General features: G+C 55.5%; 20 protein-coding genes. 14 read left to right on the forward strand and 6 right to left on the reverse strand.

All coding sequences use genetic code 11. The features are described from left to right. Window positions 1-21 precede the first annotated feature (21 nt). Both B5F54_RS14675 and B5F54_RS14680 read right to left on the reverse strand, forming a co-directional pair. Window positions 22-1,248 (reverse strand): sensor histidine kinase, encoded by a 1,227-nt coding sequence (locus B5F54_RS14675; RefSeq protein WP_087234983.1) that lies wholly within the window; start codon window positions 1,246-1,248, stop codon window positions 22-24. Continuing rightward, entirely contained in the window at window positions 1,233-1,922 is a 690-nt protein-coding gene (locus B5F54_RS14680) for a response regulator transcription factor (protein WP_087234984.1), read from the reverse strand. Before B5F54_RS14680 ends, B5F54_RS14675 begins: the two co-directional genes overlap by 16 nt. Before the next feature lie 538 nt (window positions 1,923-2,460). Between B5F54_RS14680 and B5F54_RS14685 the strand changes: the two genes are divergently transcribed. The 4 genes from B5F54_RS14685 to B5F54_RS14700 are packed head-to-tail and all read left to right on the forward strand — an operon-like array spanning window position 2,461 to window position 7,209. After that, on the forward strand, window positions 2,461-3,531 hold the full coding sequence (locus tag B5F54_RS14685; RefSeq protein ID WP_172749761.1) for an S-layer homology domain-containing protein: 1,071 nt from the start codon (window positions 2,461-2,463) through the stop codon (window positions 3,529-3,531). Then, window positions 3,524-5,329 (forward strand): efflux RND transporter periplasmic adaptor subunit, encoded by a 1,806-nt coding sequence (locus B5F54_RS14690; RefSeq protein ID WP_087234986.1) that lies wholly within the window; start codon window positions 3,524-3,526, stop codon window positions 5,327-5,329. The genes B5F54_RS14685 and B5F54_RS14690 overlap by 8 nt, the downstream gene beginning before the upstream one ends. Window position 5,330: 1 nt before the next feature. Then, window positions 5,331-6,056 (forward strand): ABC transporter ATP-binding protein, encoded by a 726-nt coding sequence (locus B5F54_RS14695; RefSeq protein WP_087235000.1) that lies wholly within the window; start codon window positions 5,331-5,333, stop codon window positions 6,054-6,056. Next, a complete protein-coding gene (locus B5F54_RS14700) occupies window positions 6,040-7,209 on the forward strand; it encodes an ABC transporter permease (RefSeq protein ID WP_087234987.1) in 1,170 nt (389 codons plus the stop codon). The genes B5F54_RS14695 and B5F54_RS14700 overlap by 17 nt, the downstream gene beginning before the upstream one ends. Window positions 7,210-7,440: 231 nt before the next feature. Here the strand turns inward: B5F54_RS14700 and B5F54_RS14705 are convergent, their stop codons facing one another. After that, window positions 7,441-8,670 (reverse strand): class I SAM-dependent rRNA methyltransferase, encoded by a 1,230-nt coding sequence (locus tag B5F54_RS14705; RefSeq protein ID WP_087235001.1) that lies wholly within the window; start codon window positions 8,668-8,670, stop codon window positions 7,441-7,443. A gap of 587 nt (window positions 8,671-9,257) precedes the next feature. On the opposite strand from B5F54_RS14705, the gene B5F54_RS14710 reads away from it, so the two are divergent. Genes B5F54_RS14710 through B5F54_RS14725 form a run of 4 tightly spaced genes read left to right on the forward strand, consistent with a single transcriptional unit; the run spans window position 9,258 to window position 13,773 of the window. Next, window positions 9,258-10,886 carry a DEAD/DEAH box helicase gene (locus tag B5F54_RS14710; RefSeq protein ID WP_087235002.1) on the forward strand — a complete coding sequence of 543 codons (1,629 nt, stop codon included), beginning with the start codon at window positions 9,258-9,260 and terminating at the stop codon, window positions 10,884-10,886. Window positions 10,887-10,889: 3 nt separating this feature from the next. Then, a complete protein-coding gene (locus B5F54_RS14715; protein WP_087234988.1) occupies window positions 10,890-11,822 on the forward strand; it encodes an alpha/beta hydrolase in 933 nt (310 codons plus the stop codon). Next, window positions 11,819-13,105 (forward strand): hypothetical protein, encoded by a 1,287-nt coding sequence (locus B5F54_RS14720; protein WP_087234989.1) that lies wholly within the window; start codon window positions 11,819-11,821, stop codon window positions 13,103-13,105. Before B5F54_RS14715 ends, B5F54_RS14720 begins: the two co-directional genes overlap by 4 nt. Then, on the forward strand, window positions 13,102-13,773 hold the full coding sequence (locus B5F54_RS14725; RefSeq protein ID WP_087234990.1) for a DUF6320 domain-containing protein: 672 nt from the start codon (window positions 13,102-13,104) through the stop codon (window positions 13,771-13,773). Before B5F54_RS14720 ends, B5F54_RS14725 begins: the two co-directional genes overlap by 4 nt. Before the next feature lie 61 nt (window positions 13,774-13,834). Here B5F54_RS14725 and B5F54_RS14730 read toward each other — a convergent pair whose 3' ends face one another. Further along, on the reverse strand, window positions 13,835-14,020 hold the full coding sequence (locus B5F54_RS14730) for an AbrB/MazE/SpoVT family DNA-binding domain-containing protein (protein WP_087234991.1): 186 nt from the start codon (window positions 14,018-14,020) through the stop codon (window positions 13,835-13,837). A gap of 133 nt (window positions 14,021-14,153) precedes the next feature. Here B5F54_RS14730 and B5F54_RS14735 point away from each other — a divergent pair, with 133 nt between their 5' ends. The 6 genes from B5F54_RS14735 (at window position 14,154) to B5F54_RS14760 (ending at window position 19,081) form a co-directional block, all read left to right on the forward strand. Next, window positions 14,154-14,498, forward strand: a complete 345-nt coding sequence (locus B5F54_RS14735) for a helix-turn-helix domain-containing protein (protein WP_087234992.1) — start codon at window positions 14,154-14,156, stop codon at window positions 14,496-14,498. Between the two features lie 145 nt (window positions 14,499-14,643). Next, on the forward strand, window positions 14,644-16,224 hold the full coding sequence (locus B5F54_RS14740; protein WP_087234993.1) for an amidohydrolase: 1,581 nt from the start codon (window positions 14,644-14,646) through the stop codon (window positions 16,222-16,224). Between the two features lie 5 nt (window positions 16,225-16,229). Continuing rightward, window positions 16,230-17,270 (forward strand): A/G-specific adenine glycosylase, encoded by a 1,041-nt coding sequence (mutY, locus tag B5F54_RS14745; protein ID WP_087234994.1) that lies wholly within the window; start codon window positions 16,230-16,232, stop codon window positions 17,268-17,270. 69 nt (window positions 17,271-17,339) lie between these two features. Next, on the forward strand, window positions 17,340-17,732 hold the full coding sequence (locus B5F54_RS14750) for a helix-turn-helix domain-containing protein (protein ID WP_172749762.1): 393 nt from the start codon (window positions 17,340-17,342) through the stop codon (window positions 17,730-17,732). A 138-nt stretch (window positions 17,733-17,870) separates the two neighbouring features. After that, window positions 17,871-18,635, forward strand: coding sequence for a threonine/serine exporter family protein (locus tag B5F54_RS14755; protein WP_087234996.1), 765 nt, complete (start codon window positions 17,871-17,873; stop codon window positions 18,633-18,635). Window positions 18,636-18,637: 2 nt separating this feature from the next. Continuing rightward, window positions 18,638-19,081: a threonine/serine exporter family protein gene (locus tag B5F54_RS14760; RefSeq protein ID WP_087234997.1), complete on the forward strand. Its 444-nt coding sequence runs from the start codon at window positions 18,638-18,640 to the stop codon at window positions 19,079-19,081. A 227-nt stretch (window positions 19,082-19,308) separates the two neighbouring features. On the opposite strand, the gene pap is transcribed toward B5F54_RS14760, so the two are convergent. Continuing rightward, window positions 19,309-20,799 carry a polyphosphate:AMP phosphotransferase gene (pap, locus tag B5F54_RS14765; RefSeq protein ID WP_087234998.1) on the reverse strand — a complete coding sequence of 497 codons (1,491 nt, stop codon included), beginning with the start codon at window positions 20,797-20,799 and terminating at the stop codon, window positions 19,309-19,311. A 199-nt stretch (window positions 20,800-20,998) separates the two neighbouring features. Beyond that, a complete protein-coding gene (locus tag B5F54_RS14770; RefSeq protein WP_087234999.1) occupies window positions 20,999-21,949 on the reverse strand; it encodes a DDE-type integrase/transposase/recombinase in 951 nt (316 codons plus the stop codon). Window positions 21,950-22,077: the final 128 nt, after the last annotated feature.

Raw genomic sequence — 22,077 nt, forward strand, 5'->3', positions numbered from 1 at the left:
CAACCTTAAGAGACAGCGCTTTTATGCATCGGCGCCACTGCCGGGGTGAGCCTCTGCATAGATGGGGAGTTCTACGGAAAAGGTCGTATGATTGTCTGCACTCTCCGCAGAAATCTTTCCGTGTGCATTTTCCACAATGGATTTGGCGATGGCAAGGCCAAGACCATAACCTCCGGTTTCGCGGGAACGTGCGCTGTCCGCCCGGTAAAACCGGTCGAATACGTGGGGGAGCGCATCGGGGGAAATCTCTTCCCCGGAATTCCGCACGGACAGGACAGCGTGATTCTTTTCACGTGAGAGCACAACCTCCACGATCCCGCCGGAAGGGGTATGTTTAACGGCATTGTCGAGCAGGATGTCCACCAGACGGGAGAATCTCTCCGGGCTGCCGTTTACCATGAGATGCTCCGAAATGCGGGAACGGATTTCCACGCCCTTTTCATAGGCAACGGCTTCAAAGGAGAGTAAGCAACCCGTTGTCAGACGGCTGAAATCCACGGCGCGTGTAGGGATGGCGTCCTGGTCGTGGTCCAGCTTTGCGAGCGTCAGCATATCGTTGATGAGCCCGTTCATCCGGGTGATCTGAACCTGCATGGCGGAGATCCACTGATCCTGGCTGGCGACCGATTCCGTCCCGTTTTCTGCTAGGACGGAAAGGTTGGCGTTCAGGATAGCGAGCGGCGTTTTCAATTCATGAGAGGCGTCCGCCACAAAGTTTTTTTGACGGTCAAACGCCTCTTTGACCGGGCGCACCGTGCGGGTGGCAAAGAGCGTGCTCAACCCAAACAGCAAGAGCAGGCTTAAAATAGTAACGCCAAACAGGATCAAAAGGATGTTCCGCTGCGTGGCAATGGACCCCGTCTGGTCCAGAAGTACCAAATGGGCGTGTTCCCGATCGAATGCGTAGGAAAAATGGTAGGTATCGAGTGAGAAATTTCCGCGTTCCTGCTCCTGTTCCTGCGCCATTTCCGTGGCCTGTTGGACCAGCTCGGCCGATACGCCCGGGGGCGCGCTGAATGTGGCAACCTCTTGCTGCTCATCCAGAATGACACGGATGGCCCCCATGACCGGCGGGGGCTGACGGCCGCCGTCGTCGCGCATATGCAAAGCGGCGTTTAACGTCATCTGCGTCTGCTGCTCATTTGCAGCGATCATCAATACAGCGGTCACTGCAAAAATAGCAATGAACACAAGGCTCAAGAGCGCCATGTTGAAGCGGACCAGCTTCCATTTTAGCTTCCGAAACATAGCGGTTCCTCCAAGCGGTATCCCACATTCCGGATACAGGCGATGCGCATCTGGGAGCACAAATAGGTCAGCTTCTTGCGAAGGAAGGAGATATAGACCTCCACATTGTTCCCGGCTGCGCCGTTTTCAAATCCCCAGAGCCTGGTCAGCAATTCCTCCTTGTTGAGGATGGTATCCGGATGCAGAAAAAACTGTTTCATGATTTCGAATTCTTTGTTGGCGAGCTGGACCCGCTGGTCCCCGCGCGAGAGCGTGTAATTCGCCAAATTCAGGGTGAGATCACCCACCTGTAACGTGTCGTCAAAGATCAATTCCCCCCGGCGGCGGGTCATGGCGCGGATGCGCGCCAGCAGCTCTTCCGTTGCAAACGGCTTGGCCAGGTAGTCGTCCGCGCCGCAGTCCAGCCCCGCCACTTTGTCGCTGATTTCCCCTTTGGCGGAGAGCAGGAGCACCGGCGTGGAGATGGAAGCTTCGCGCAGCCGCTGCAAAACCGTTAAACCGTCCAGCTTGGGGAGCATGATGTCCAGCAGGATGATGTCGTAAATTCCCGTCAAGGCTTCGTCCAGGCCCGTTTCGCCGTTGTAGGCGGCGAAGGTTTCCCACCGTTTTTTACTGAAGATTTGACAAAGCGCGTCGCTCAAAGGCTTTTCGTCCTCGATTAATAAGATTTTCATGATAATCCCCCTCTTTTGGAGTTTCCAATGTCCGCAAAACTCCAATGATCCATCATTAGAATACCGGAGGCCTGTGAACATAGTTTGCCGGAAATGTGAAGGTTCTATGATTTTGCAAGGGCAAGGCAGCGTGCTGCAACCGTTGGGCTCCTAGCAGAGATAATCGGCTTAGCATCCGCCCCAGCGCGCCCAAACATTCAGGCTTGGCCGCCTGTGACGAAATTGTGAAGACACCCTTAAACTTGTGTGAAGTGGGAATTTTTTCAGCTTGATTTCAGGTTTCGTCCCTATAATAAAGACCGTACAAACGGCAGGGGATCAAACCGGTCCCGTGCAATGACAGAGAAAGGGGTGTATCTTCCATGAATGGATTTCTGCAGCGCAGAGAATGGACAGCGCGCTTCCCCTCGTTTTGGGGGACGCACCGGTGGGCAATTTTAGCAGGCCTCTTGGGCGCGGCAGTCTGGGCGGCGGGGATCGCAGGGACCCTTTTGCTTGCCAGAAGTTAACCTGTAAATTCTTTGATGAGGTGATAGTAATGAATCATAAATGGAAACGGACCATGTCCGTGCTTTTGGCGATGGGCACGGTTGCTCTCTCCATCCCGGCGCAGGGCTTCGCCGCGTCCGTGGATACGTCGGAAAAGGTGCTGTCCAATCTGGGGATCACCGATTCCGTGTTGGTGGGCTCCAACGTCGAAGTGACCCGCGGCCAATTCGCACAGCTTTTATTGAATACGTCGTCCTTTAAGGGGAAGGCGGGAACAACTGTCAACTATCGCCGCTTCAGCGATGTTGCGGCGGATCATACGTATGCTACGGCAATCAATGTTGCAACCCAGCAGGGATGGATGACCGGCTATCTGGACGGCACATTCAAACCCGACCAGCCGGTCAAGCTGCGCGAGGCCGTGTATGGGGTGTTGGCGTTGCTCGGATATACCAACGAGGACTTTACTGGGGATCAGACGCAGGGGCGCATGTCCATGTACTATTCGAAAGAACTGGACGACGGCTTGGCGTTGGTCTCGATGGAATCCAATTTGACCATGTCCAACTGTAAATCCTTGCTCTATAACACGCTCAAGGCGGCCAACAAATCCGGGAGCATGTATGGACAGATCTTTGACTGCGAACTGGATGCGGATGGCGAAATCAACTATCTGAAATTATCCGACAACAATGTAAATGGTCCGATCGAAGTAACAGATAGCAAGGACATCGGCGATATCCTGCCGTTCAGTGAAGAAAACGCCACGTATATCATCGACGGCGAAGTGGGATATAACCTCGACTACAACAGCGTAGATGTGGGGGATGTCGTCTACTACAGCAGCAAAACGCGCACGGTTTGGGTTTACCAGGACCATCGCGACAGCGGCGAAGTGACGGGCATTGTCTATGACAATTCCAGCTCGATGATCCCAGTGGCCGTCTATGTGGATGGAACGAAGTACACCATCGAAAGCGAAGAGATGCAGTATGCATTCTCCACATTGGGCGAGGTGCATGTGGGCGACGAGATCACAGTGGTATACGACGATGAGTCCAGCACAGACGATGCGGACAGCTATAATTTTGTATTGAAGGGGTACCTGCTCGATGACTGATACAGATGATGTGAAGTTCAACACAGCAGAACTTGAGAATTTACAGCCAAAGCGTTCCTTCTTCCGCAGAAAAAATAAAACCGGCAGAAAGCGTCCCAAATGGAAAAAGTTTGTCAAAATTATCATTGCCTTGGTGCTGGTGGCAACCCTGGCCTTTGCCGGGTTCCACATCCTCAATCGAAACGAAGGCTCCAATGGGATGGAATCCGAAACACGGACGGCCACGGTCGAGCGGCAGACGATCCAGTCGTCGATTTCCTCCTCCGGCACATTGGCCGCTTTGGATACATACACCATCACCTCCCTGGTTTCCGGAGAGGTCATCAGCGCGGATTTTGAAAAGGGCGACCAGGTGGAAAAGGGCGATGTCTTGTACCGCATTGACACCGGGGACGTGGACGAACGTATTGAGTCCGCGCAGACCTCCTTGGAACGCGCGCAGGAGCGTTACCAGGAGGCGCAGGAAAACTACGATGAGGCGGCCGAGGACTACCAGTCCCTTGATTATGTCTCCCCGGAGGAAGGCTATGTACAGGCGGTCTATGTGGAAGTAGGGGACACCGTCAACAGTGGCGACAAGCTGGTTGACCTCTATAATGACCGGACAATGGTCCTCAAGGTGCCGTTTTTGAATACGGATGCCAACCAGATTTCCGCCGGCGATACGGCCCAGGTGCAGATTTTGGAAACCTATGAAACCGTGAGCGGTACGGTGACGGCGGTGAGCTCCATGGAGCAGACGCTCAGCGGCGGCAGCGTTGTCCGGATGGTGACCATTGAAGTGGGGAACCCGGGCGGGATCTCCACGTCCAGCACGGCGGCAGCCACAGTCAACGGCTTGGCGTGCAGCGGCGACGGGACGTTCACCGCAAAGCTGGAAGAGACGGTCACCGCCGATCACGGCGGGGAAATTGCGTCGATGGCCGTGGAAGAGGGAAGCTATGTCCATGAGGGCGCAACGTTGTTTACCTATACGCAGGAGTCGGCGGACGATGCGCTCCAAACGGTCCAGGATTCCTTGGAAACGGCGGAACAGAGCGTAGAAGATGCCGAGAGCGAATTGGAGAATACGCAGGATAGTTTGGAGGACTATGAGATCACCGCGCCGATTTCCGGCCAAGTGATTGTCAAAAATACAAAAGCCGGCGATACGCTCAACAGCGGAGGAGACAGCAACACGGCGATGGCGATCATATACGATATGTCGGCGCTCACCTTTGACATGTATGTGGATGAGCTTGACGTCCTCGATGTAGAGGTCGGGCAGAAGGTGGAAGTCACAGTGGATGCGTTTGAAGGGGAGACCTTCACCGGGCAGGTGACGAACGTCAGCCTGGAGAGCACTTCGAGCAACGGCGTCACCCAATACCCCGTGACGGTCCAGATGGACGAAGTGGGGGATCTGCTCCCCGGTATGAACGTCAACGGCGAGATCATCATCGACGAGGCGGAGAACGCGCTGGCGATCCCGGCGCAGGCGCTGCAGCGCGGCAATGTCGTCTATGTGCAGGACGACAGCGTTACAGAGGCGCAGGGCAATGTCCCGGCTGGGTTCCGCTCCGTAGAGGTAGAGACCGGCTTGATCAGCGAGGATTATGTAGAGATTAAGAGCGGCCTCTCCGAAGGGGACGTCGTCTACATTGACCCGACCACATCGACCGACAGCACCACCATGATGGGCATGGGCGGCATGCCCGGCGGTGGAATGCCTGGCGGTGGCGGTGGAATGCCTGGCGGCGGTGGCGGCATGCCTGGCGGTGGCGGCGGTGGCCGCGGCGGACCGGGAGGTGGATTCTAAGATGGCACAAACACATACCGGTACGCAGCCGCTCATTTCCCTCCAGAATATCTATAAGATCTATCAGATGGGCGATATGGAGGTGCGCGCAAACGACGGGATTTCCCTCGACATTTACCGGGGCGAGTTTGTCTCCATCGTGGGAAAGTCCGGAAGCGGCAAATCCACCATTATGAATATCATCGGCGCGCTCGATGTGCCCACCGAGGGAAAATATATCCTCAATGGCCAGGACGTGAGCGAAATGGAGGACGATAGCCTTGCGGAGATCCGCAATAAGACCATTGGGTTTGTCTTCCAGCAGTACAACCTGCTTCCCAAGCAGAACCTCCTGGAAAATGTGGAGCTGCCCCTGATCTATGCGGGAGTGGGAAAAAAGGAGCGCACAGAGCGCTCGCTGGAATCGCTGGAACGGGTGGGGCTGCGCGACAAGTGGCGGTATATGCCGCAGCAGCTTTCCGGCGGCCAGCAGCAGCGTGTGTCCATCGCGCGGGCGTTGGTGGGAAACCCTTCCCTGATTCTGGCGGACGAACCCACCGGCGCATTGGATTCCAAAACGGGCCGGGAGGTCCTGGACTTCCTCAAGCAGCTGCATGAGGAGGGGAACACCGTAGTTATTATCACCCACGACAATTCCATTGCAGTGGAGGCCGAGCGCGTGGTCAAGATCAGCGATGGAAAAATTATATTTGACGGAGACGTGAAGGCCTATGAGTCAATCCTTTAGGCTTGCGCTCAAGAGCATCGCAAGCAGCAAAATGCGCTCCTTCCTGACCATGCTGGGCATCATCATCGGTGTGGCGTCCGTCATCCTCCTGGTCAGCTTGATGCAGGGAATGACGAACTATATCTCGGACAGCTTTTCCGATTTGGGGACGGACCAGGTCAGCGTTTCCGTCACCAATACGGATACCCGAAACGTGGACGTCGACACCATGTATGAATTCCTGGAGGAACAACAGGACTTGTTTGCTGCGATGAGCCCGACCGTTTCCGTGGGGGGAACGCTGAAAAATGGTACGGAGAGCTCCACCACCGCTTCGATTTCCGGTGTTGGGGAGGATTATCTGAATATCCAGGCGCTGGAGCTCTCCATGGGACGTTTTATCCAATACTCGGACATTTTGTCGCGGCAAAAGGTCTGCGTGATCGGTTCCTATGTGGCACAGGAACTTTTTGCGGGGGAATCAGCGTTGAATCAGACGCTGAAAATCAATGGCGAAGCCTATACTGTGGTCGGCGTTTTACAGGAGAAGGCCGATTCCGAAGAAGGATCGTCGGATGACTGCGTCTATCTTCCGTATTCGGTCGCAACGAAGCTTTCATTCAGTGCGGATATTTCCAGCTATGTCTTTACCGTGAAAAACACGGATTACATGGAGCAGGCTAAAAGCGTTTTGGAGGACTATCTCTATGGGATTTTCATGAACGAAGACCTGTACAATGTGACCAGCCTCTCCGAAATGTTGGAGATGGTCACCTCCATGACCGATATGATGACGATGCTGTTGGTGGGGATTGCCGCAATCTCCCTATTGGTGGCCGGCATTGGGATCATGAACATCATGCTGGTATCCGTCACAGAACGCACGCGGGAAATTGGCATCCGCAAGTCCCTTGGCGCGAAGCGCCGTACCATTTTGCAGCAGTTCGTCATTGAAGCGGGCGTGACCAGCTCCCTGGGCGGGATTGCCGGCATTGTGATTGGCTGTATATTGACGCCACTCACAGGCAATTTGATCGGGTTCGAGTCAACCCCCTCGATCAGTGCGATTTTGGTTTCCTTTGGCGTTTCGGCTGGGATCGGCATCATCTTTGGTTATATGCCGGCGCGCCGGGCGGCAAACCTGAACCCGATCGACGCCTTGCGCAGCGAATAGCGTTTGCCGGGCTAGGGCATGTGCAATTGTGCGGCGTTGGAATCTTCCCTCAAACCTCCTAATTCCATTGGCGGCGCCGCTTTTGTTATAAAGAAGATTCCAACACGCGTCCCGAAAGGATGGCTTCCAACATGCCCTCCTGATTTATATAGAAAAGAGCACGGTAGCCATAGAAGCTACCGTGCTCTTCACTTTTTCGTAAAAATGGAAGTGGATGCGGCAAACCGTATGTTAAACAATCTGGAACAGATAGAATTTCAAATAATCCGTCTCGGGTACATTCCAGAGGATGGGATGGTCGGGGGATTGCTGGCGGGCCTCGATTTGCCGCAGGGAAACGCCCGCGTCAAAGGCCGCGCTACGCAGCATGTCCCGGAACAGTGCGTCCGTCATGAAATGCGAGCAGGAGCAGGTGGCCAGATAGCCACCGCGCGGCAGGAGCTTCATCGCGCGGAGGTTGATCTCCTTGTAGCCGCGGATCGCGTGGTCCACCGTTTGGCGCGATTTGGTAAACGCAGGCGGGTCCAGGATCACAAAATCGTAGTCACTTTTGGAGCCGCAGGGCAAAGAGGGGAGAAGGTCAAACACATTTGCCGCCTCAAAGTCCATCCGGTCGAGGAGCCCGTTCCGGCGGGCGTTTTCCCGCGCCATGTCCACAGCGGATTCCGAAATATCCACGCAGCGGACATGCGCCGCGCCGCCCTTCGCCGCGTTTAAACCAAACGAGCCCGTGTGCGTAAAGCAGTCCAGCACGCGCTTTCCCCTGCTCAGGCGGGCGACCGCCTGCCGGTTGTATTTTTGATCCAGGAAGAAGCCGGTCTTTTGCCCGTTCTCGAAGTCCACCAGATAGCGGATGCCATTCTCCACAATTTCGGTCTGCGTGCTTTCCGGGACCGGGCTGCCGTCCAAGGGGAAGAAGCCCTTGTTTTGCTCCATGCCTTCCCGCTCACGGATGGCGACGTCGTTGCGCTCGTAGACACCGCGGATGTCTTGGCCGTCCTCCCGGAGGATGCGGACCAGCAGGGGGAACAGCATGGATTTCCGCTGCTCCACGCCCAGGCTGAGCGTCTGTGTAACCAGGATGTCGTTGAACCGGTCCACCGTCAGGCCGGGGAAGGAATCCGCCTCCCCAAAGATAACCCGGCAGCAGGCGAGGTCGTCCCCCATGACCGTCTTGCGGTATTCCCAGGCATAGCGCAGGCGGCGCTCCCAAAAGGCTTCGTCAAAGCGGTCGTTTGCATTGGTCGAGAGAAGCCGGACCCGGATCTTGGAGTGGCTGTTGAAAAAGCCGGTGCCCAAGTACCGCCCGCGTGGGCTGATGATGTCCACCAATGCGCCGTCGTTGCATCCGGCTTCGCCCTCCACCAGTTCGGTGTGGTAAATCCACGGATGGCCGGATTTGATGCTGTTTTCTGCCTTGCGGGTGACTTCCACCCGCGGATAGGTACGCTCCTGTTTCATAATGCGCTCCATTTCTAATAAAATTAACTGGGCATTGCCCTGTTTGGTTTCTACTGTTTGCCGGGCGTGAAACATGCCCGCCGCTTTTGAGGGCAGCGGGGCGCCCCGGTAACGCCGGCTTGCGCTTTATTATAGCACAAATCCCCTGCGAGGAGGAGACAGCCGGGCCGATTTTTCCCACAAAAGGATACAGGTGAGAAAGCGGGGGTGGAATAATTTCCAGTTCTGCGTTATAATAACAGAAGCGTATAGGCCTGTTATCACAAAGGACAGGTCTGCGGGGATGCTGTAGGGGGAACAGAAGGTTGCCCCGCGCGGGAACTCTCAATGGAAGGACAAATGGAAGAGAATCCGCCAGCCGCCCGTATCCTAGGGGAATTGCGAAGGGATTGCATCCATCGAAACCGGTCCATTTGTAGATCGTTTCGTGTCTTGCCGGGCCATGGCAAGCGGCATGGGAGATCGAAAAAGCGGCTATTTTTGAATTGCGTACGGAATCCGGAGGCACGTCCGCCAAAAACAGAGATGCAAATGGATGGTGTACCGCACATTTTCCCCTGAAAAATATATATTGTAAAGGAACCGATATGACATTTCAACAATTGGGGATTATCCCATCCATCTTGAACGCATTGAAAAAGGAGGCATATACCGCCCCGACTCCGATTCAGGAGCAGGCGATCCCTCCGGTCTTGAAAAAGAAGGATCTTTTGGGCTGCGCCCAGACGGGCACGGGAAAGACGGCGGCTTTTGCTGTGCCAATCCTTCAGCTTCTTGCCGAACAGGGCAGCGTACATCCCAAGAAGATCCGCGCCCTGGTTCTCACTCCCACGCGGGAGCTGGCCCTCCAGATTCAGGAGAGCTTTGCGGCATATGGCCGCTTCCTTCCGTTAAAGACCTGCGTGATCTTCGGCGGCGTGCCGCAGAACCCGCAGGTGCAGCAGCTCAAAAAGGGCGTCGACGTCCTGGTGGCAACGCCGGGCCGGTTGAACGACCTGATTGGGCAGGGATTTATCAAATTGAAGGATGTACAGATCTTTGTGCTGGATGAAGCGGACCGCATGCTGGATATGGGCTTCATCCACGACGTCAAAAAGGTGATTGAACAATTGCCGAAGAAGCGGCAGACCCTCCTGTTTTCGGCCACCATGCCGAAGGAGATCGAAGAGCTGGCGGATACCATCCTGCACAACCCGGCAAAAGTCAGCGTGACGCCGCCGGCGACCACGGTGGAGGCCATTGAACAGAGCGTGTACTTTGTCGATAAAGAGAACAAGCGCCGCCTGCTGATCCACCTTTTGCAAAATCCCGAAATCGAATCCGCCCTGGTGTTTACCCGCACAAAGCACGGAGCGGACCGCGTTGTGCGCGAGCTGAAAAAAGCGAATATCCAGGCGGCCGCCATCCATGGCGACAAGTCCCAGAATGCGCGCCAGAAGGCCCTCGGCGATTTCAAGCAGCATAGGACCCGCGTGCTCGTCGCCACGGACATCGCTGCGCGCGGCATCGACATCGAGGAGCTTTCGCACGTCATCAACTACGACATCCCGGAGGTGCCGGAGACCTATGTACACCGCATCGGGCGCACGGGCCGCGCGGGGATGTCCGGGATTGCGTTTTCGTTTTGCGATATCAACGAGAAGGCGGACTTCGAGCGCATTGAAAAGCTGATCGGCAAGCAGGTCCCCGAAGTGGCGGATCATCCGTATCCGATGCAGAATACTACGCCGGTGCCAAAATCGGAGCTGCGACGGAACCGCGGGCAGCGCCCGGCGGCCCCGCAGCAGGCACAGCCGCGCAAACAAAAGGCGGCGCCTCCCCAGGAGGCAAAGCCGAAGAAATCTTCCAAGAGGCCGGCGCAGAAAGCGGCTGCTGCGCCCTCCGCACCCAAGGTACAGCCAGCTGCGCCGAAGAAGAGCAATTCCATCTTTCCACAGCCGACGGGCGGGAAGCGCATGGAGCCCCTCACGGAATTCCCATCGTTGCAGGATGTTTTGCCCAAACAGCGTCCCACCCTGCTGAGCAAGACGGAAGGGGGCAAAAAGCCCCGCCAATACCGCGACCCGGTCCCCGGAGGACGCGGGATGCAGGCAAAACCTGCCCAGCAAAGGCGCGCCAAAGCGCCGCATCCGGTGATCCAGCGCGCCGAACCTGCGCGCAAACGCCCGGTGGATCAACCCTTGGGGCAGACGCGCTTTGGAAGCCGGCGGGGTTGATGTATGGCGATCAACAAGCTGGTGATGGCGGCGCTGAAGGCGCTGTCCTATCCGGATATTGATATCAAGCGCAACTACAAATGGGAGCGGCAAGTGGAAAATGTGGCGCACTACCACTACCTCAAGCCTTTTTACAAAGCGTGGGATCACAAGGTTTCCTGCGGGGATCACGAGGTCCCGGTGCGCATCTTTTCCCCACCGGGGAGGATGCGCCATGCGATCCTGCTCTTTTTCCACGGCGGCGGCTGGGTCTTGGGGAACATCGATTCCTATGATAAGGTGTGCGCAAACATGGCCCGCCTGACCAACCATCTGGTCGTCTCGGTGGACTACCGGCTGGCGCCGGAATATAAATTTCCCGCGGCGCCCGAGGACTGCTATGCGGTTGCGCGGGAAATCTTTCTTCACACAAACCTTTTGAACACCCCGGCGGAGAATATCACCCTGATTGGGGATAGCGCAGGAGCCAACCTTGCGGCGGTTGTCTCCCTGATGGCGCGCGACCGGGGGGAATTCCTTCCGCGCCGGCAGATCTTAATCTATCCGGCAACCTACAACGATCATACGGAACATTCCTTTTTTGATTCGGTGCGGGAAAACGGGACGGATTACTTATTGACCTCCAAGCGCGTCTGCGATTATATGGACTTATATAAGAGCAGTGACGAGGATTTGCACAATCCATATTTTGCCCCGCTGTTGGCCAAGAGCCTGGCAGATCAGCCGGATACGCTGGTCATCACGGCGGAGTACGACCCATTGCGCGACGAGGGGGAGGAGTATGCACGAAAACTGCGGAAATTCGGCAACCAGGTACAGCTGCACCGCGTTGCGGACGGCCTGCACGGGTTCTTCTCCCTTCCGCCGAGCTTCCCGCAGGTGAAAGAATGCTATGAAATCATCAACCGTTTTTTGAGCGAGGTGCCGCAAGAGTGAAAGCAAAAAAATCTGCGGATTGGAGGCGGCTGGACAACGCGGCGAAAATCTTTCCGTGTACCAGCACCAAGGCGGACACCAAGGTGTTCCGGTTTTCCTGCGAGCTGACCGAACCCGTGGACCAGCCCACGCTGCAATTGGCGTTGGAACGCGCGCTGGAGGTGTTCCCTGGCTACCGGTGCAGCCTGCGCCGGGGGATGTTCTGGTACTATCTGGAGGACAGCACCGAGCAGCCCATCGTCCGGGAGGAGTACCGACCCCCATGCAGCGCGCTCTATGAAAAGGGCAGCCGTGGCCTGCTCTTTGAAGTGACGTATTTCCGCCGCAGGATCAATTTTGAAGTCTACCACGCGCTGACGGATGGCACCGGGGCGGTGCAGTTTTTGCGCGTATTGGTCTATCACTATCTGACAATCCGGCACGCGGACCGCTTTGCGGACGCGCTGCCCGCGCTGGACTACGATGCGTCCGCCACAGAGAAGATGGACGACAGCTTCCGCAAATATTACACGCGCAAACGCAAGCAGCATGAGGCCTCCCCGAAGGCGTATAAATTGCGCGGGCCCAGCCTGCCGGACCACCGTATCGCGGTGATCGAAGGGGCGATGCCGGTCAAGGCGGTGTTGCAAAAGGCGCACGAATACGGCGCGACGATGACCGTTTTCTGTGCGGCGCTGCTGATGTGCTCCATCGAAAAGGAGATGGCGATGCGCCATAAGAAGCGCCCGGTCGTTTTGGCGGTGCCGGTCAACCTGCGCAGCTATTTCCCCTCTGGGAGTGCCCGCAATTTTTTCAGCGTCATCCAGGCGCGCTACCATTTCCGAAAAAATTCGAACCGGCTGGAAGATGTGATCGCCAGCCTGCACGATACCTTTGAAAGCGAATTGACCCAGGAGAAGATGGAGGGGCGGCTGAACCAGTTTGTCCAGTACGACTTCAATCCGGTGGCCCGCATCGCGCCCCTGGTCGTCAAAGATTTCGTGATGCGGATCGGTTATGATCTCTCCGCGAGCAAGGAGACGGCGGCCATTTCCAATGTGGGGAAGATCGACATGCCGCCGGAATTGCGGGAATACATCCGCCTGTTCGACGTGTTCGTCAGCACGAGCCGCCTGCAGGTTTGTATGTGCTCCTTTGGGGACCAACTGACCGCCAGCTTCACGGCGCCGTTTGTCAGCACGGACATTCAGAAGAACTTTTTCCGTTTTCTCACCGGGATGGGCATCCCGGTGGAAATTACGTCCAATGTGCCGTTCGGGGCGGGAGAGGGGGACCGGAAATGAAGTACTGTGCCAAATGTAAAGTTACGGTGACCGGTGCGGGTACACGCTGCCCGCTGTGTCAAGGGGGCCTTCAGGAAAACGGTGAGCCGGATGTGCGCGGCGCAATCTTCCCAAACATCCCCGACACGCTGCATAAACACAGCCTGTTTTTCCGCATCTTGATTTTGGTTTCCGTCGCCGCCGTGGTGATCTGCGGGGTCATCAACTTGATCCTCCCGGAGCACGGCTGGTGGTCGTTGTTTGTGCTGGCGGGGGTGGTCTGCGGCTGGATCAGCCTCGCGGTGGCGTTCCACTACCGGCGGAACGTCCCGAAATCCATCCTATACCAGGTGGTGGTCGTCTGCGTTTTAACTACCCTGTGGGATTATTGGACGGGATGGCACGGCTGGTCGATCGATTATGTGATCCCGATCACCTGCGTGGTGGCGATGCTGGTGCTGGCGATTACCGCGCGGGTGTTTAAGCTCAATTTGGGCAGTTTTATCATGTATTTTACCATCTCCGCACTGTTTGCCATTGTGCCGGTGATCTTCTATGTGCGGGGAATGCTCCAAGTGGTCTATCCCTCCCTGATCTGTGTGGCGGGCAGCATCATTTCGTTGGCCGCATTGATTCTCTTCGAGGGGGACAACATGCGCAAGGAGCTGAAACGCAGGTTACATTTATAAAACAGGAAATGTGTACAACAGTGGGGTTGAACCGATGATGAAACCGGCTCAGCCCCATTGTTTATGTTTTGATCTTCACTTTTGGCAGAATACAGGTCACTTTTTTTAAAGTAATCGTTTGCTTTCTCTGATTCACCGAAATTTTGATGGAATCGCTCGTTTGCCAATGGAATGTTCTGCGCATATCAGCGGGGATGACAATTCGTCCCAATTCGTCGATTTTACGTATCGTTCCACAATCTTTCATTTTGTCACCCCCTATCCCTCAATGATTAGAGCCTATTATAGCATAATTCCAGAAAATAGTATACCTAATATCCAGAATATAAGAGGTTATTTTCATCAAACTCTACTTATATACTGTGTTTAGGGGTGGTTTGATGGACATGGAAGTGGTTGGCAAACGCATTCAAGCATTGCGAAAAGAACACAAGATGACCCAACAACAGCTGGCAGAAGCGATAGATATTAGTGAAAAGTATTTATCGAATATTGAAACAGGAAAAGATATTTGTTCCATCCATGTGATTCTCAATATTGCAAATCTTTTGGATGCAAGTGTAGATGACCTATTGGGCAGCAACTTAAAATACAACCGGTTCCATACTCCTGCAAATGGGGCATATCATACCCGCCTAATCAACGAAACGTATGCGCTGAGTGAAAAAGAATGTGCCCATCTTCTTCGGTATATTGAGTTAATGAAAGAGCACGATAAAAAGTAAAACTATCCAGATGAAAATGTGTTGCCGCGGCTGATCGCCGCGGCTAATTTTATTGAAAATTTTAAAGAGAGATCGAACGGCTTCATATTGCGCCGCTGATTGGAACATGCTACTCTTGAAAGAACAAGTGAAAGTGGGGGAAAGAATGGATACAGCGATTTACTACAATGGCACCATCCTGACTATGGAAGAACCGCTCTATGCGGAGGCCGTGCTTGTGGAGGATGGGGTTATCCGTCAGGTGGGCAGCCGGGAGGCGCTCTTCGCGCAGAAACGCGCGGATACGCGACTGGTGGATCTACAGGGCGCGGTTTTGCTGCCCGCGTTCATCGACCCGCACAGCCATATCACGGCGCTGGCCCAGACGCTCGGCCTGGTGAACCTGAGCGGCTGCAAGAACTTCGGGGAGATCACCGAGCGGCTGGATGCATTTATCGCGAGAACCAAACCAGACAAAGGGCAATGGGTGTCCGCCTTTGGCTACGACCACAACGACTTAGAGGAAAAGCGCCATCCGGACGGCGCGCTTTTGGACCGGTACCCCTTCCCGGTCGTGGTGACGCATGCGTCCGGCCATATGGGGGTCGTGAACCGCATGGGCCTGCAAGCGTTGGGGATCACCGCATCGACGCCCAACCCAGAGGGCGGGGTGATCGGCCGGTGCGCAGATACCCAGGAACCAAACGGCTATTTGGAGGAAACAGCGTTCACCGGCTTCACCGCGCGCATCCCGCAGCCGCCTTTGGAGCAGCAGATGCGCCAGATGGAGCAGGCGCAGGACATCTACCTGCAAAACGGGATTACCACCGCGCAGGACGGATTTACAAAGGAAGCGGAGTGGACGCTCCTGCACTGCCTTGCCGGGCAGAAGCGCTTGAAATTGGATGTAGTTGCCTATCCGAATTTGCCGGACAACCGGAAGATCGCTTTGGAACACCCGCAGTATTGCAAGCAGTATCATAACCGCTTGAAAATCGGCGGCTATAAAGTCTTTCTGGACGGTTCCCCGCAGGGGCGTACCGCCTGGATGAGCCAGCCGTATGCGGATGCGTCCGACGGGTATCGCGGCTACGCCGTGCACACGGACGAGGAGGTGCGTTCGTATATGCGGCAAGCGCTGCAAGACCACATGCAGATTTTGGCGCACTGCAATGGGGATGCCGCGGCGCAGCAGATGATCGACGCCTATGCCGCGGAAAAGACCGGGGAGGACATCCGTCCGGTGATGATCCATGCTCAGCTGGTCCGCCCGGATCAACTGGCGCGCATGGGAGAGCTCGGGATGATCGCTTCGTTCTTTGTCGCGCATACGTATTACTGGGGGGACGTGCATCTGAAAAACTTCGGGGAAGCGCGTGCAACGGCGATCAGCCCCGTGCGCGCCGCCATCGGCAACGGGGTGGTGTATACGTTCCATCAGGATACGCCGGTGATTCTACCCAATATGTTGGAAACGCTCTGGTGTGCGGTCAACCGCATCAGCAAGGGCGGCTATGTCATGGGGGAGGCCCAGCGCGTTTCGCCGCTGGAGGCGTTGAAGGGAGTAACGCTTTATGCGGCGTACCAATACTTTGAGGAGAACGAAAAGGGCTCCATCCGGCCGGGCAAGCGGGCGGATTTCGTGCTATTGGATCGGGACCCTTTGCAGGTGGACCCGATGGAGCTCAGAGACCTGCGCGTATTGGCGACGATCCGGGGTGGAATCGTGGTATATGAAGGGAAGTGAAGAGTATGGATTCATTGGCGGCGATTGTCGAACCGCTTTTGGAATGGTATGGACGCAACGCCCGTTCCCTGCCGTGGAGGGAGGAACCGGCGCCTTACCGCGTCTGGGTCTCTGAGATTATGCTGCAACAGACCCGCGTGGAGGCAGTGAAGCCGTATTTTGCCCGCTTCCTGGCGGAACTCCCGGACGTGCCTGCCCTCGCCAGCGCGCCGGAACAGCAGCTGATGAAGCTCTGGGAGGGGCTGGGATATTACAGCCGGGCGCGCAATCTGCAAAAGGCCGCGCGCGTGATGGTGGAACAATACGGCGGGACGCTTCCGGCCGACTACGATGCGCTGTTGAAGCTGCCCGGCATCGGCCCTTATACAGCGGGGGCGGTTGCCTCCATCGCCTATGGGATTCCCGTCCCGGCGGTGGACGGCAATGTGCTGCGCGTGGTGATGCGCTTGACCGCAGGTTGGGAGGACATCGCGGACCCGGCCGTCAAGCGCGCCGTGGAGCGGCGTATGGCGGAGATCCTGCCGAAGGACCGGCCGGGGGATTTCAACCAGGCAATGATGGAGCTCGGCGCGACCGTCTGCGCGCCGGGCGGCGAACCGAAATGCCTGGTTTGCCCGCTGAACGCCCTGTGCGAAGGGTACCGCCAAGGGATTGCGCGGGAACTCCCCGTCAAAGCCAAGAAGAAGGCGCGCCGCATCGAGGAGAGGACGGTGTTCCTGCTGGTCTGCGATGGCGAGCTCGCAATCCGCAAGCGGGCGGATAGCGGCCTTTTGGCGGGCCTCTGGGAGCTTCCCTCCGTGGAAGGAAAGCTGAACCCGGAGGGCGCTGCGGAAACCCTACAGGAATGGGGCGCACAGCCGGTGTCGATCCGGGAGATGCCGGCGGCGAAACATATCTTCTCCCACGTGGAATGGCATATGACCGGCTACTGGGTCGATTTGACGGAGCGCCCGGAGGGGTTCACCTGGGCCGGGCGGGAGACGTTGCAGCAGGAATACGCCCTGCCGTCGGCGTTCCGCGCGTACTTAGAGGCGTTTACGAAGTAAAAGACCGGTATAGTGTTGTGGCTGTTTTTTTGAATCAGAATGGAGGAAGCCTTATGGAGTGCATCAATCATGACTGGTAAAAAGGAATCTTTGTTAGAGTCGGAATTTACAAAAAGGATTGGGAAACAGCTGAAAAGGCACCGTCTCCAAAACAACTTAACCCAAAAGCAAGTGGCAGAAATTTTGGACATAGACGAACAATACTATGGACAAGCAGAACGAGGCGCCAAAAGACTCAGTTTAAAGAAGTTGGTAGCTTTTTGCGCCTATTTTCATATATCCTTGGACGCTGTTGTTGCAATGGATACAGCGCAAGACGCAGAGAATGAACGAAAGGAATTTATACAAAATATTGCGGAATTACTCCCGCTCTGTACCGGAGAAGAACTGAGGTTCCTCCGGATGGTTGTGCAAAGGATGGTATCTGAGGGGAAAACAGAAATACAAAAGGATACATATTAATAAAATCCAAAGCCACGATGAACAGAAAGAGTGAAAATTCGAAAGAAAACATAACATAACGTAGCACAACACCTTCCCCTTTCTTCCGCACCGGTTTTGTGCTATACTGCAACAAACGCATGGTCAGGGGGCGAGAACATGAACTACGATGACCTTATCAGCGCTGCAACAGACGTGGGATATCTGCTTTTGCGCAACGGCGCGGAAATCTACCGCGTGGAGGATTCCATGCAGCGCATTTTTCGCGCCTATGGAGTGGAGACGGGCGAAGTCTTCGCCATTCCCACCTGCATCTTTGTGACCATCACCACGCCGGAGGGGAAATCCATCACCAAGATCAAGCGCCTCTATACGCGCGGGACAGATTTGGATAAGGTCGACCAGGCGAACGACCTTTGCCGCCGGATCTGCCGCACATGTCCGGACGTTTCGAGCATCCATGCGGAGGTGGAGAAGATCAACCGCCGGCCGGTCTACGATTTCTGGACGCAGGTTGCCGCGTTTGCCATGGTCGCCTTTTCCTTTACCCTGTTCTATGGAGGAACCTTGCCGGACGCGTTTTGTTCCCTGTTTTGCGGCGCCGGGGTCAAGCTGGTCAACCACTTCATGGGGCGGTTCCAGGCAAACGCCTTCTTTACCAATATTGTCGCCAGCTGCGTGGCGGCGACGATCGCGATGTTGGCGGTCCAAATGGGGTTCGGCGCGAATCTGGATAAAATCATCATCGGCGCCCTGATGAACCTGGTCCCCGGCATCGTCATCACCAGCTTTATGCGCGACATCATGGGCGGCGATTTGATCGCGGGATTGATCCGCTTTGTGGAGTCGCTGCTTGTAGCCACGGCGATTGCCATCGGCGCCGGTATTGCGCTGATGGTGCCGCGCCTGATCTGGGGGGTGTGAGGATGGACGTGTATTTGCCCTGCTTCTATAGTTTTATCGCTTGTATGGCGGTTTGCCTGGTGTTCAATGTGCGCGGGAAGCTGATCTTTTTTACCTCCCTCGGCGGCGCGATCGGCTGGTTTGTCTACCTGCTCTGCCGCCCCTTGCAGAACGACATTGTGCAGTTCTTTATCGCCACGGTAGTGATCACCATCTATTCTGAGGTGATGGCGCGCATCCACAAAGTGCCGGTCACCGGCTATCTGCTCATCGCGCTGTTGCCCATGGTGCCAGGGGGCGGTATCTACTACACGATGGAATACTGCATCGCCGGGAATACGCAGATGTTCCTGGAGACCGGCCTGCACACCCTGGGTATTGCGGGGGCGCTAGCGCTCGGCATTTTGCTGGTCTCTTCGCTCAACCGGCTTTTCGGAATGCCTCGGCGGAACAAGAATAATCGGTGAAAAGATTTGACATAATCAGCATGGAGGACCGAAAGAATGCTATGATAGAACCATACCCGAGAGGGTGTAATGGATATTCTTTTGCGTACACCTGCGATTATGGCGGAATTTCTTAAACAAGGAAAGGGCCGGAATCCAATCTGGATTCCGGTCCTTTCCTATTGCCATCCTTATCCAAACGGGGCATTCCTCTGCGAAAGCCTATTCTTTCTGGGAACGTTCCCACTTTATAAACGGTCTTTGATCGCATCGATCAGAATTTTCAAAGCCTTGATGCGGCCATATTTTTTGTTCTGGGACTCAATGATGTGCCACGGGGCAAAATCCGTGGACGTATAGCGGAGCATATCGTCGATCGCCTCTTCGTATTGATCCCATTTTTCGCGGTTGCGCCAGTCCTCGTCGGTGATCTTCCACTGCTTGGAGGGCGTGTTCTGGCGGTCGTTGAAGCGGCGCAACTGTTCGTCCTGGTCGATGTGCAGCCAGAACTTTACAACCACGGCGCCCCAATCGTAGAGCTGCCGTTCGAATTCATTGATCTCCCGATAGGCGCGCTGCCAGTCCTCCGTGGTGCAGAATCCCTCGATGCGTTCCACCATCACACGGCCATACCAGGTGCGGTCGAAGATTGCGATATGCCCATCCTTTGGCAGGCGCGTCCAGAACCGCCACAGATAATGGTGGGCGAGCTCCGGCGCGGTCGGGCCTGCAATCGGGACGACCTCGTATCCGCGGGGGTCGAGCGCGGCGGCCACACGGCGGATATTGCCGCCTTTGCCGGCGGCGTCCCAGCCCTCGTAGCAGACGACGACGGGCACGCGCTTCCGATAGATCTTGTTGTGCAGCTCGCTCAGTTCCTCTTGGAGCTTTTTGAGCTGCTTTTTATATTTTTCATCGGTGATGGTCTTGTCCAGGGAGACGTCCTTCAGCTTCGGCATGGGAACAAAGGTAAAGTTGCCGGGAAGGATAATATTGGTTGGGGTAATGGGGTGTTCCTTGCGGTGCTGCTTGAGCGCCAATGCGGTTTTGATCCCGTCGATGACGGTGTGGTAGATTTCCAGCTCCGCGTGCAGGCGGTCCGTGCTGGCGATGACATGCCAGGGGGCGTAAGTGGTGTTGGTGTATTCCAACATCTCGTCAAATGCGCGGTAGTAGCGGTCGTACTGTTTGTTCCGCTTCCAATCCTGCTGGGTGACGCGCCACTCCGTATTTTTGGAATTCGCCAGGTTTTCCAGGCGCTCCCGCTGTTCCTTCTGGCTGATGTGCAGGAAGAATTTGATAATCAGATACCCGTTGTCCGCGAGCTGCCGCTCGAAGGTGTTGGTGTCGTTCATGCGGCGCAGGTTGGTCACATCGTCCACCTCGTCCTCCAGACGGAGTACGGAGATTTCCTGGTACCAGCTGCGGTCCATCACCGCGATTTCCCCGCCTCCGGGGATGATCTTCCAATAGCGCCAGAGGTTCGGTTCGCGCTTTTCCAGCTCCGTGGGGGCAATGTTGGAGTACACTTTGGAGCCGCGCGGGTCAAAGTTCAGGATCAGGTTGGCGATCTGGCTGCCCTTTCCAGCCGAACCCCACCCTTCGAACACAATGATGACGGGAAGCTTGTTCTGCTTCACCAGCTGTTGCAGGGAAGAGAGCTCTTCTTTGAGCGCGGAAGCTTCTTTTTTATATTCCTCTTTTGTGATGGAAGCCTTTAGATTGACTTTTTCCAACATGCCGGGCAACCCCTTTCCATTCTACTCCTTAATGGGAGACTATATGCCAATTATACACTAATTTACTAAAATTGCAATCTTTTTTGTGCGAACGGACAAATCTTATTTCTATGGATATATCTTTCTCGTATCTTGCCCAGATGTTTGCGAAAAAGCGCAGGTTTCATGCGGCTTTGCCGCACGCTTTTCTGTAGGTTTGTCAAACATCTTGTACAGCGAGAGATTCAAAGAAAGCAGCAAGTTTTTCTTTCGGGGAGAGCCAGGCAAGGGGGCGCATAGGTAAGTCGTTGGAGCGATTTTGGTGTGCAGCGAGCTGCACACCAAAATCGGCAAGAGAGAAGAAACGATGTGTGTCGTAGAATCGCTTCTGGTCTTCGCGGTGACTGCGTTCTACTTTGCCGTTGTGGCGAGGTGTGTAGGGGCGAATCAGCTTGTGCAGGATCCCAAGGCGTGCAGCGGTCAGCTCAAAGCGTGTGAGCCGGTTCTTCTTGTTGGTCGAAAAACGGTTGGTAAACTCAATGCCATTGTCTGTCTGCACGCACTCTACCCGCACACCACGGCGTTTGAACCATGCCACCATTTTCTCCAGGAAATCAGCGGAGGAGTAAGTGCTTTGTTCTGGATATGCGCCCAGATAGCGAAGGCGTGTATATTCGTCGATCGCCGTATACTGGTATAGCCGTTCTTCCGGGTTTGTTAGGCATTTCATCGGCACCACCTTCACATCTACCTGAACGCGCTGGCCGGGATACTGCATCTGTTCGTATGGCTTTGCCTTGTAGGCTGCTTTGACCTTTGGCTGCGGGAACATCCCCAGCTTGCGCATGACCCGGAACAGACTTTCCGGACAGCGGGTATACCCACGTTTGCGGAGCCGGTGCCAGAGTTCTACCATTCCCAGCGTGGGATTCCTCCTCCGCATGTCTCGGATGAGCTTCAGTTCCGCTTCTGTGTGTTGGTTTGGATGGTGATGGGGGCGCCTGGACTGACAAGCCAGGGACGCCATACTTCCATCCCAGCGTGCCTTCCAGAAGTAGATATATGACCGGCTCTTGTTGTATTTCCGGCTTGCACGGCTCACGCCATATTTGGCTGCATACTGCATTAGGGATTGCCGATACCGCATGTCTTGTGTTATACTTTTACTCATGAGGGACAGAGCTCCTTTTTTGGGTTTGTTGGTGTCGCAACTTAACTATACCCTATGAAGGCTCTGTCCTTCTACTTTTTTATTTGCTTTTACTTGCTCTTCTGTCCAACATGTATTGTAGCTCTACA

This window comes from Anaeromassilibacillus sp. An250, assembly GCF_002159845.1.
Taxonomy (GTDB): domain Bacteria; phylum Bacillota; class Clostridia; order Oscillospirales; family Acutalibacteraceae; genus Anaeromassilibacillus; species Anaeromassilibacillus stercoravium.

Coding starts and splice junctions, on each gene's coding strand:
- B5F54_RS14685 (WP_172749761.1), top strand. CDS start 2,461: ATGAATCATAAATGGAAACGGACCATGTCCGTGCTTTTGGCGATGGGC.
- B5F54_RS14730 (WP_087234991.1), bottom strand. CDS start 14,020: ATGAAAGATTGTGGAACGATACGTAAAATCGACGAATTGGGACGAATT.
- B5F54_RS14725 (WP_087234990.1), top strand. CDS start 13,102: ATGAAGTACTGTGCCAAATGTAAAGTTACGGTGACCGGTGCGGGTACA.
- B5F54_RS14770 (WP_087234999.1), bottom strand. CDS start 21,949: ATGAGTAAAAGTATAACACAAGACATGCGGTATCGGCAATCCCTAATG.
- B5F54_RS14690 (WP_087234986.1), top strand. CDS start 3,524: ATGACTGATACAGATGATGTGAAGTTCAACACAGCAGAACTTGAGAAT.
- B5F54_RS14695 (WP_087235000.1), top strand. CDS start 5,331: ATGGCACAAACACATACCGGTACGCAGCCGCTCATTTCCCTCCAGAAT.
- B5F54_RS14715 (WP_087234988.1), top strand. CDS start 10,890: ATGGCGATCAACAAGCTGGTGATGGCGGCGCTGAAGGCGCTGTCCTAT.
- B5F54_RS14735 (WP_087234992.1), top strand. CDS start 14,154: ATGGACATGGAAGTGGTTGGCAAACGCATTCAAGCATTGCGAAAAGAA.
- pap (WP_087234998.1), bottom strand. CDS start 20,799: ATGTTGGAAAAAGTCAATCTAAAGGCTTCCATCACAAAAGAGGAATAT.
- B5F54_RS14740 (WP_087234993.1), top strand. CDS start 14,644: ATGGATACAGCGATTTACTACAATGGCACCATCCTGACTATGGAAGAA.
- B5F54_RS14755 (WP_087234996.1), top strand. CDS start 17,871: ATGAACTACGATGACCTTATCAGCGCTGCAACAGACGTGGGATATCTG.
- B5F54_RS14680 (WP_087234984.1), bottom strand. CDS start 1,922: ATGAAAATCTTATTAATCGAGGACGAAAAGCCTTTGAGCGACGCGCTT.
- B5F54_RS14750 (WP_172749762.1), top strand. CDS start 17,340: ATGACTGGTAAAAAGGAATCTTTGTTAGAGTCGGAATTTACAAAAAGG.
- mutY (WP_087234994.1), top strand. CDS start 16,230: ATGGATTCATTGGCGGCGATTGTCGAACCGCTTTTGGAATGGTATGGA.
- B5F54_RS14760 (WP_087234997.1), top strand. CDS start 18,638: ATGGACGTGTATTTGCCCTGCTTCTATAGTTTTATCGCTTGTATGGCG.
- B5F54_RS14675 (WP_087234983.1), bottom strand. CDS start 1,248: ATGTTTCGGAAGCTAAAATGGAAGCTGGTCCGCTTCAACATGGCGCTC.
- B5F54_RS14710 (WP_087235002.1), top strand. CDS start 9,258: ATGACATTTCAACAATTGGGGATTATCCCATCCATCTTGAACGCATTG.
- B5F54_RS14705 (WP_087235001.1), bottom strand. CDS start 8,670: ATGAAACAGGAGCGTACCTATCCGCGGGTGGAAGTCACCCGCAAGGCA.
- B5F54_RS14700 (WP_087234987.1), top strand. CDS start 6,040: ATGAGTCAATCCTTTAGGCTTGCGCTCAAGAGCATCGCAAGCAGCAAA.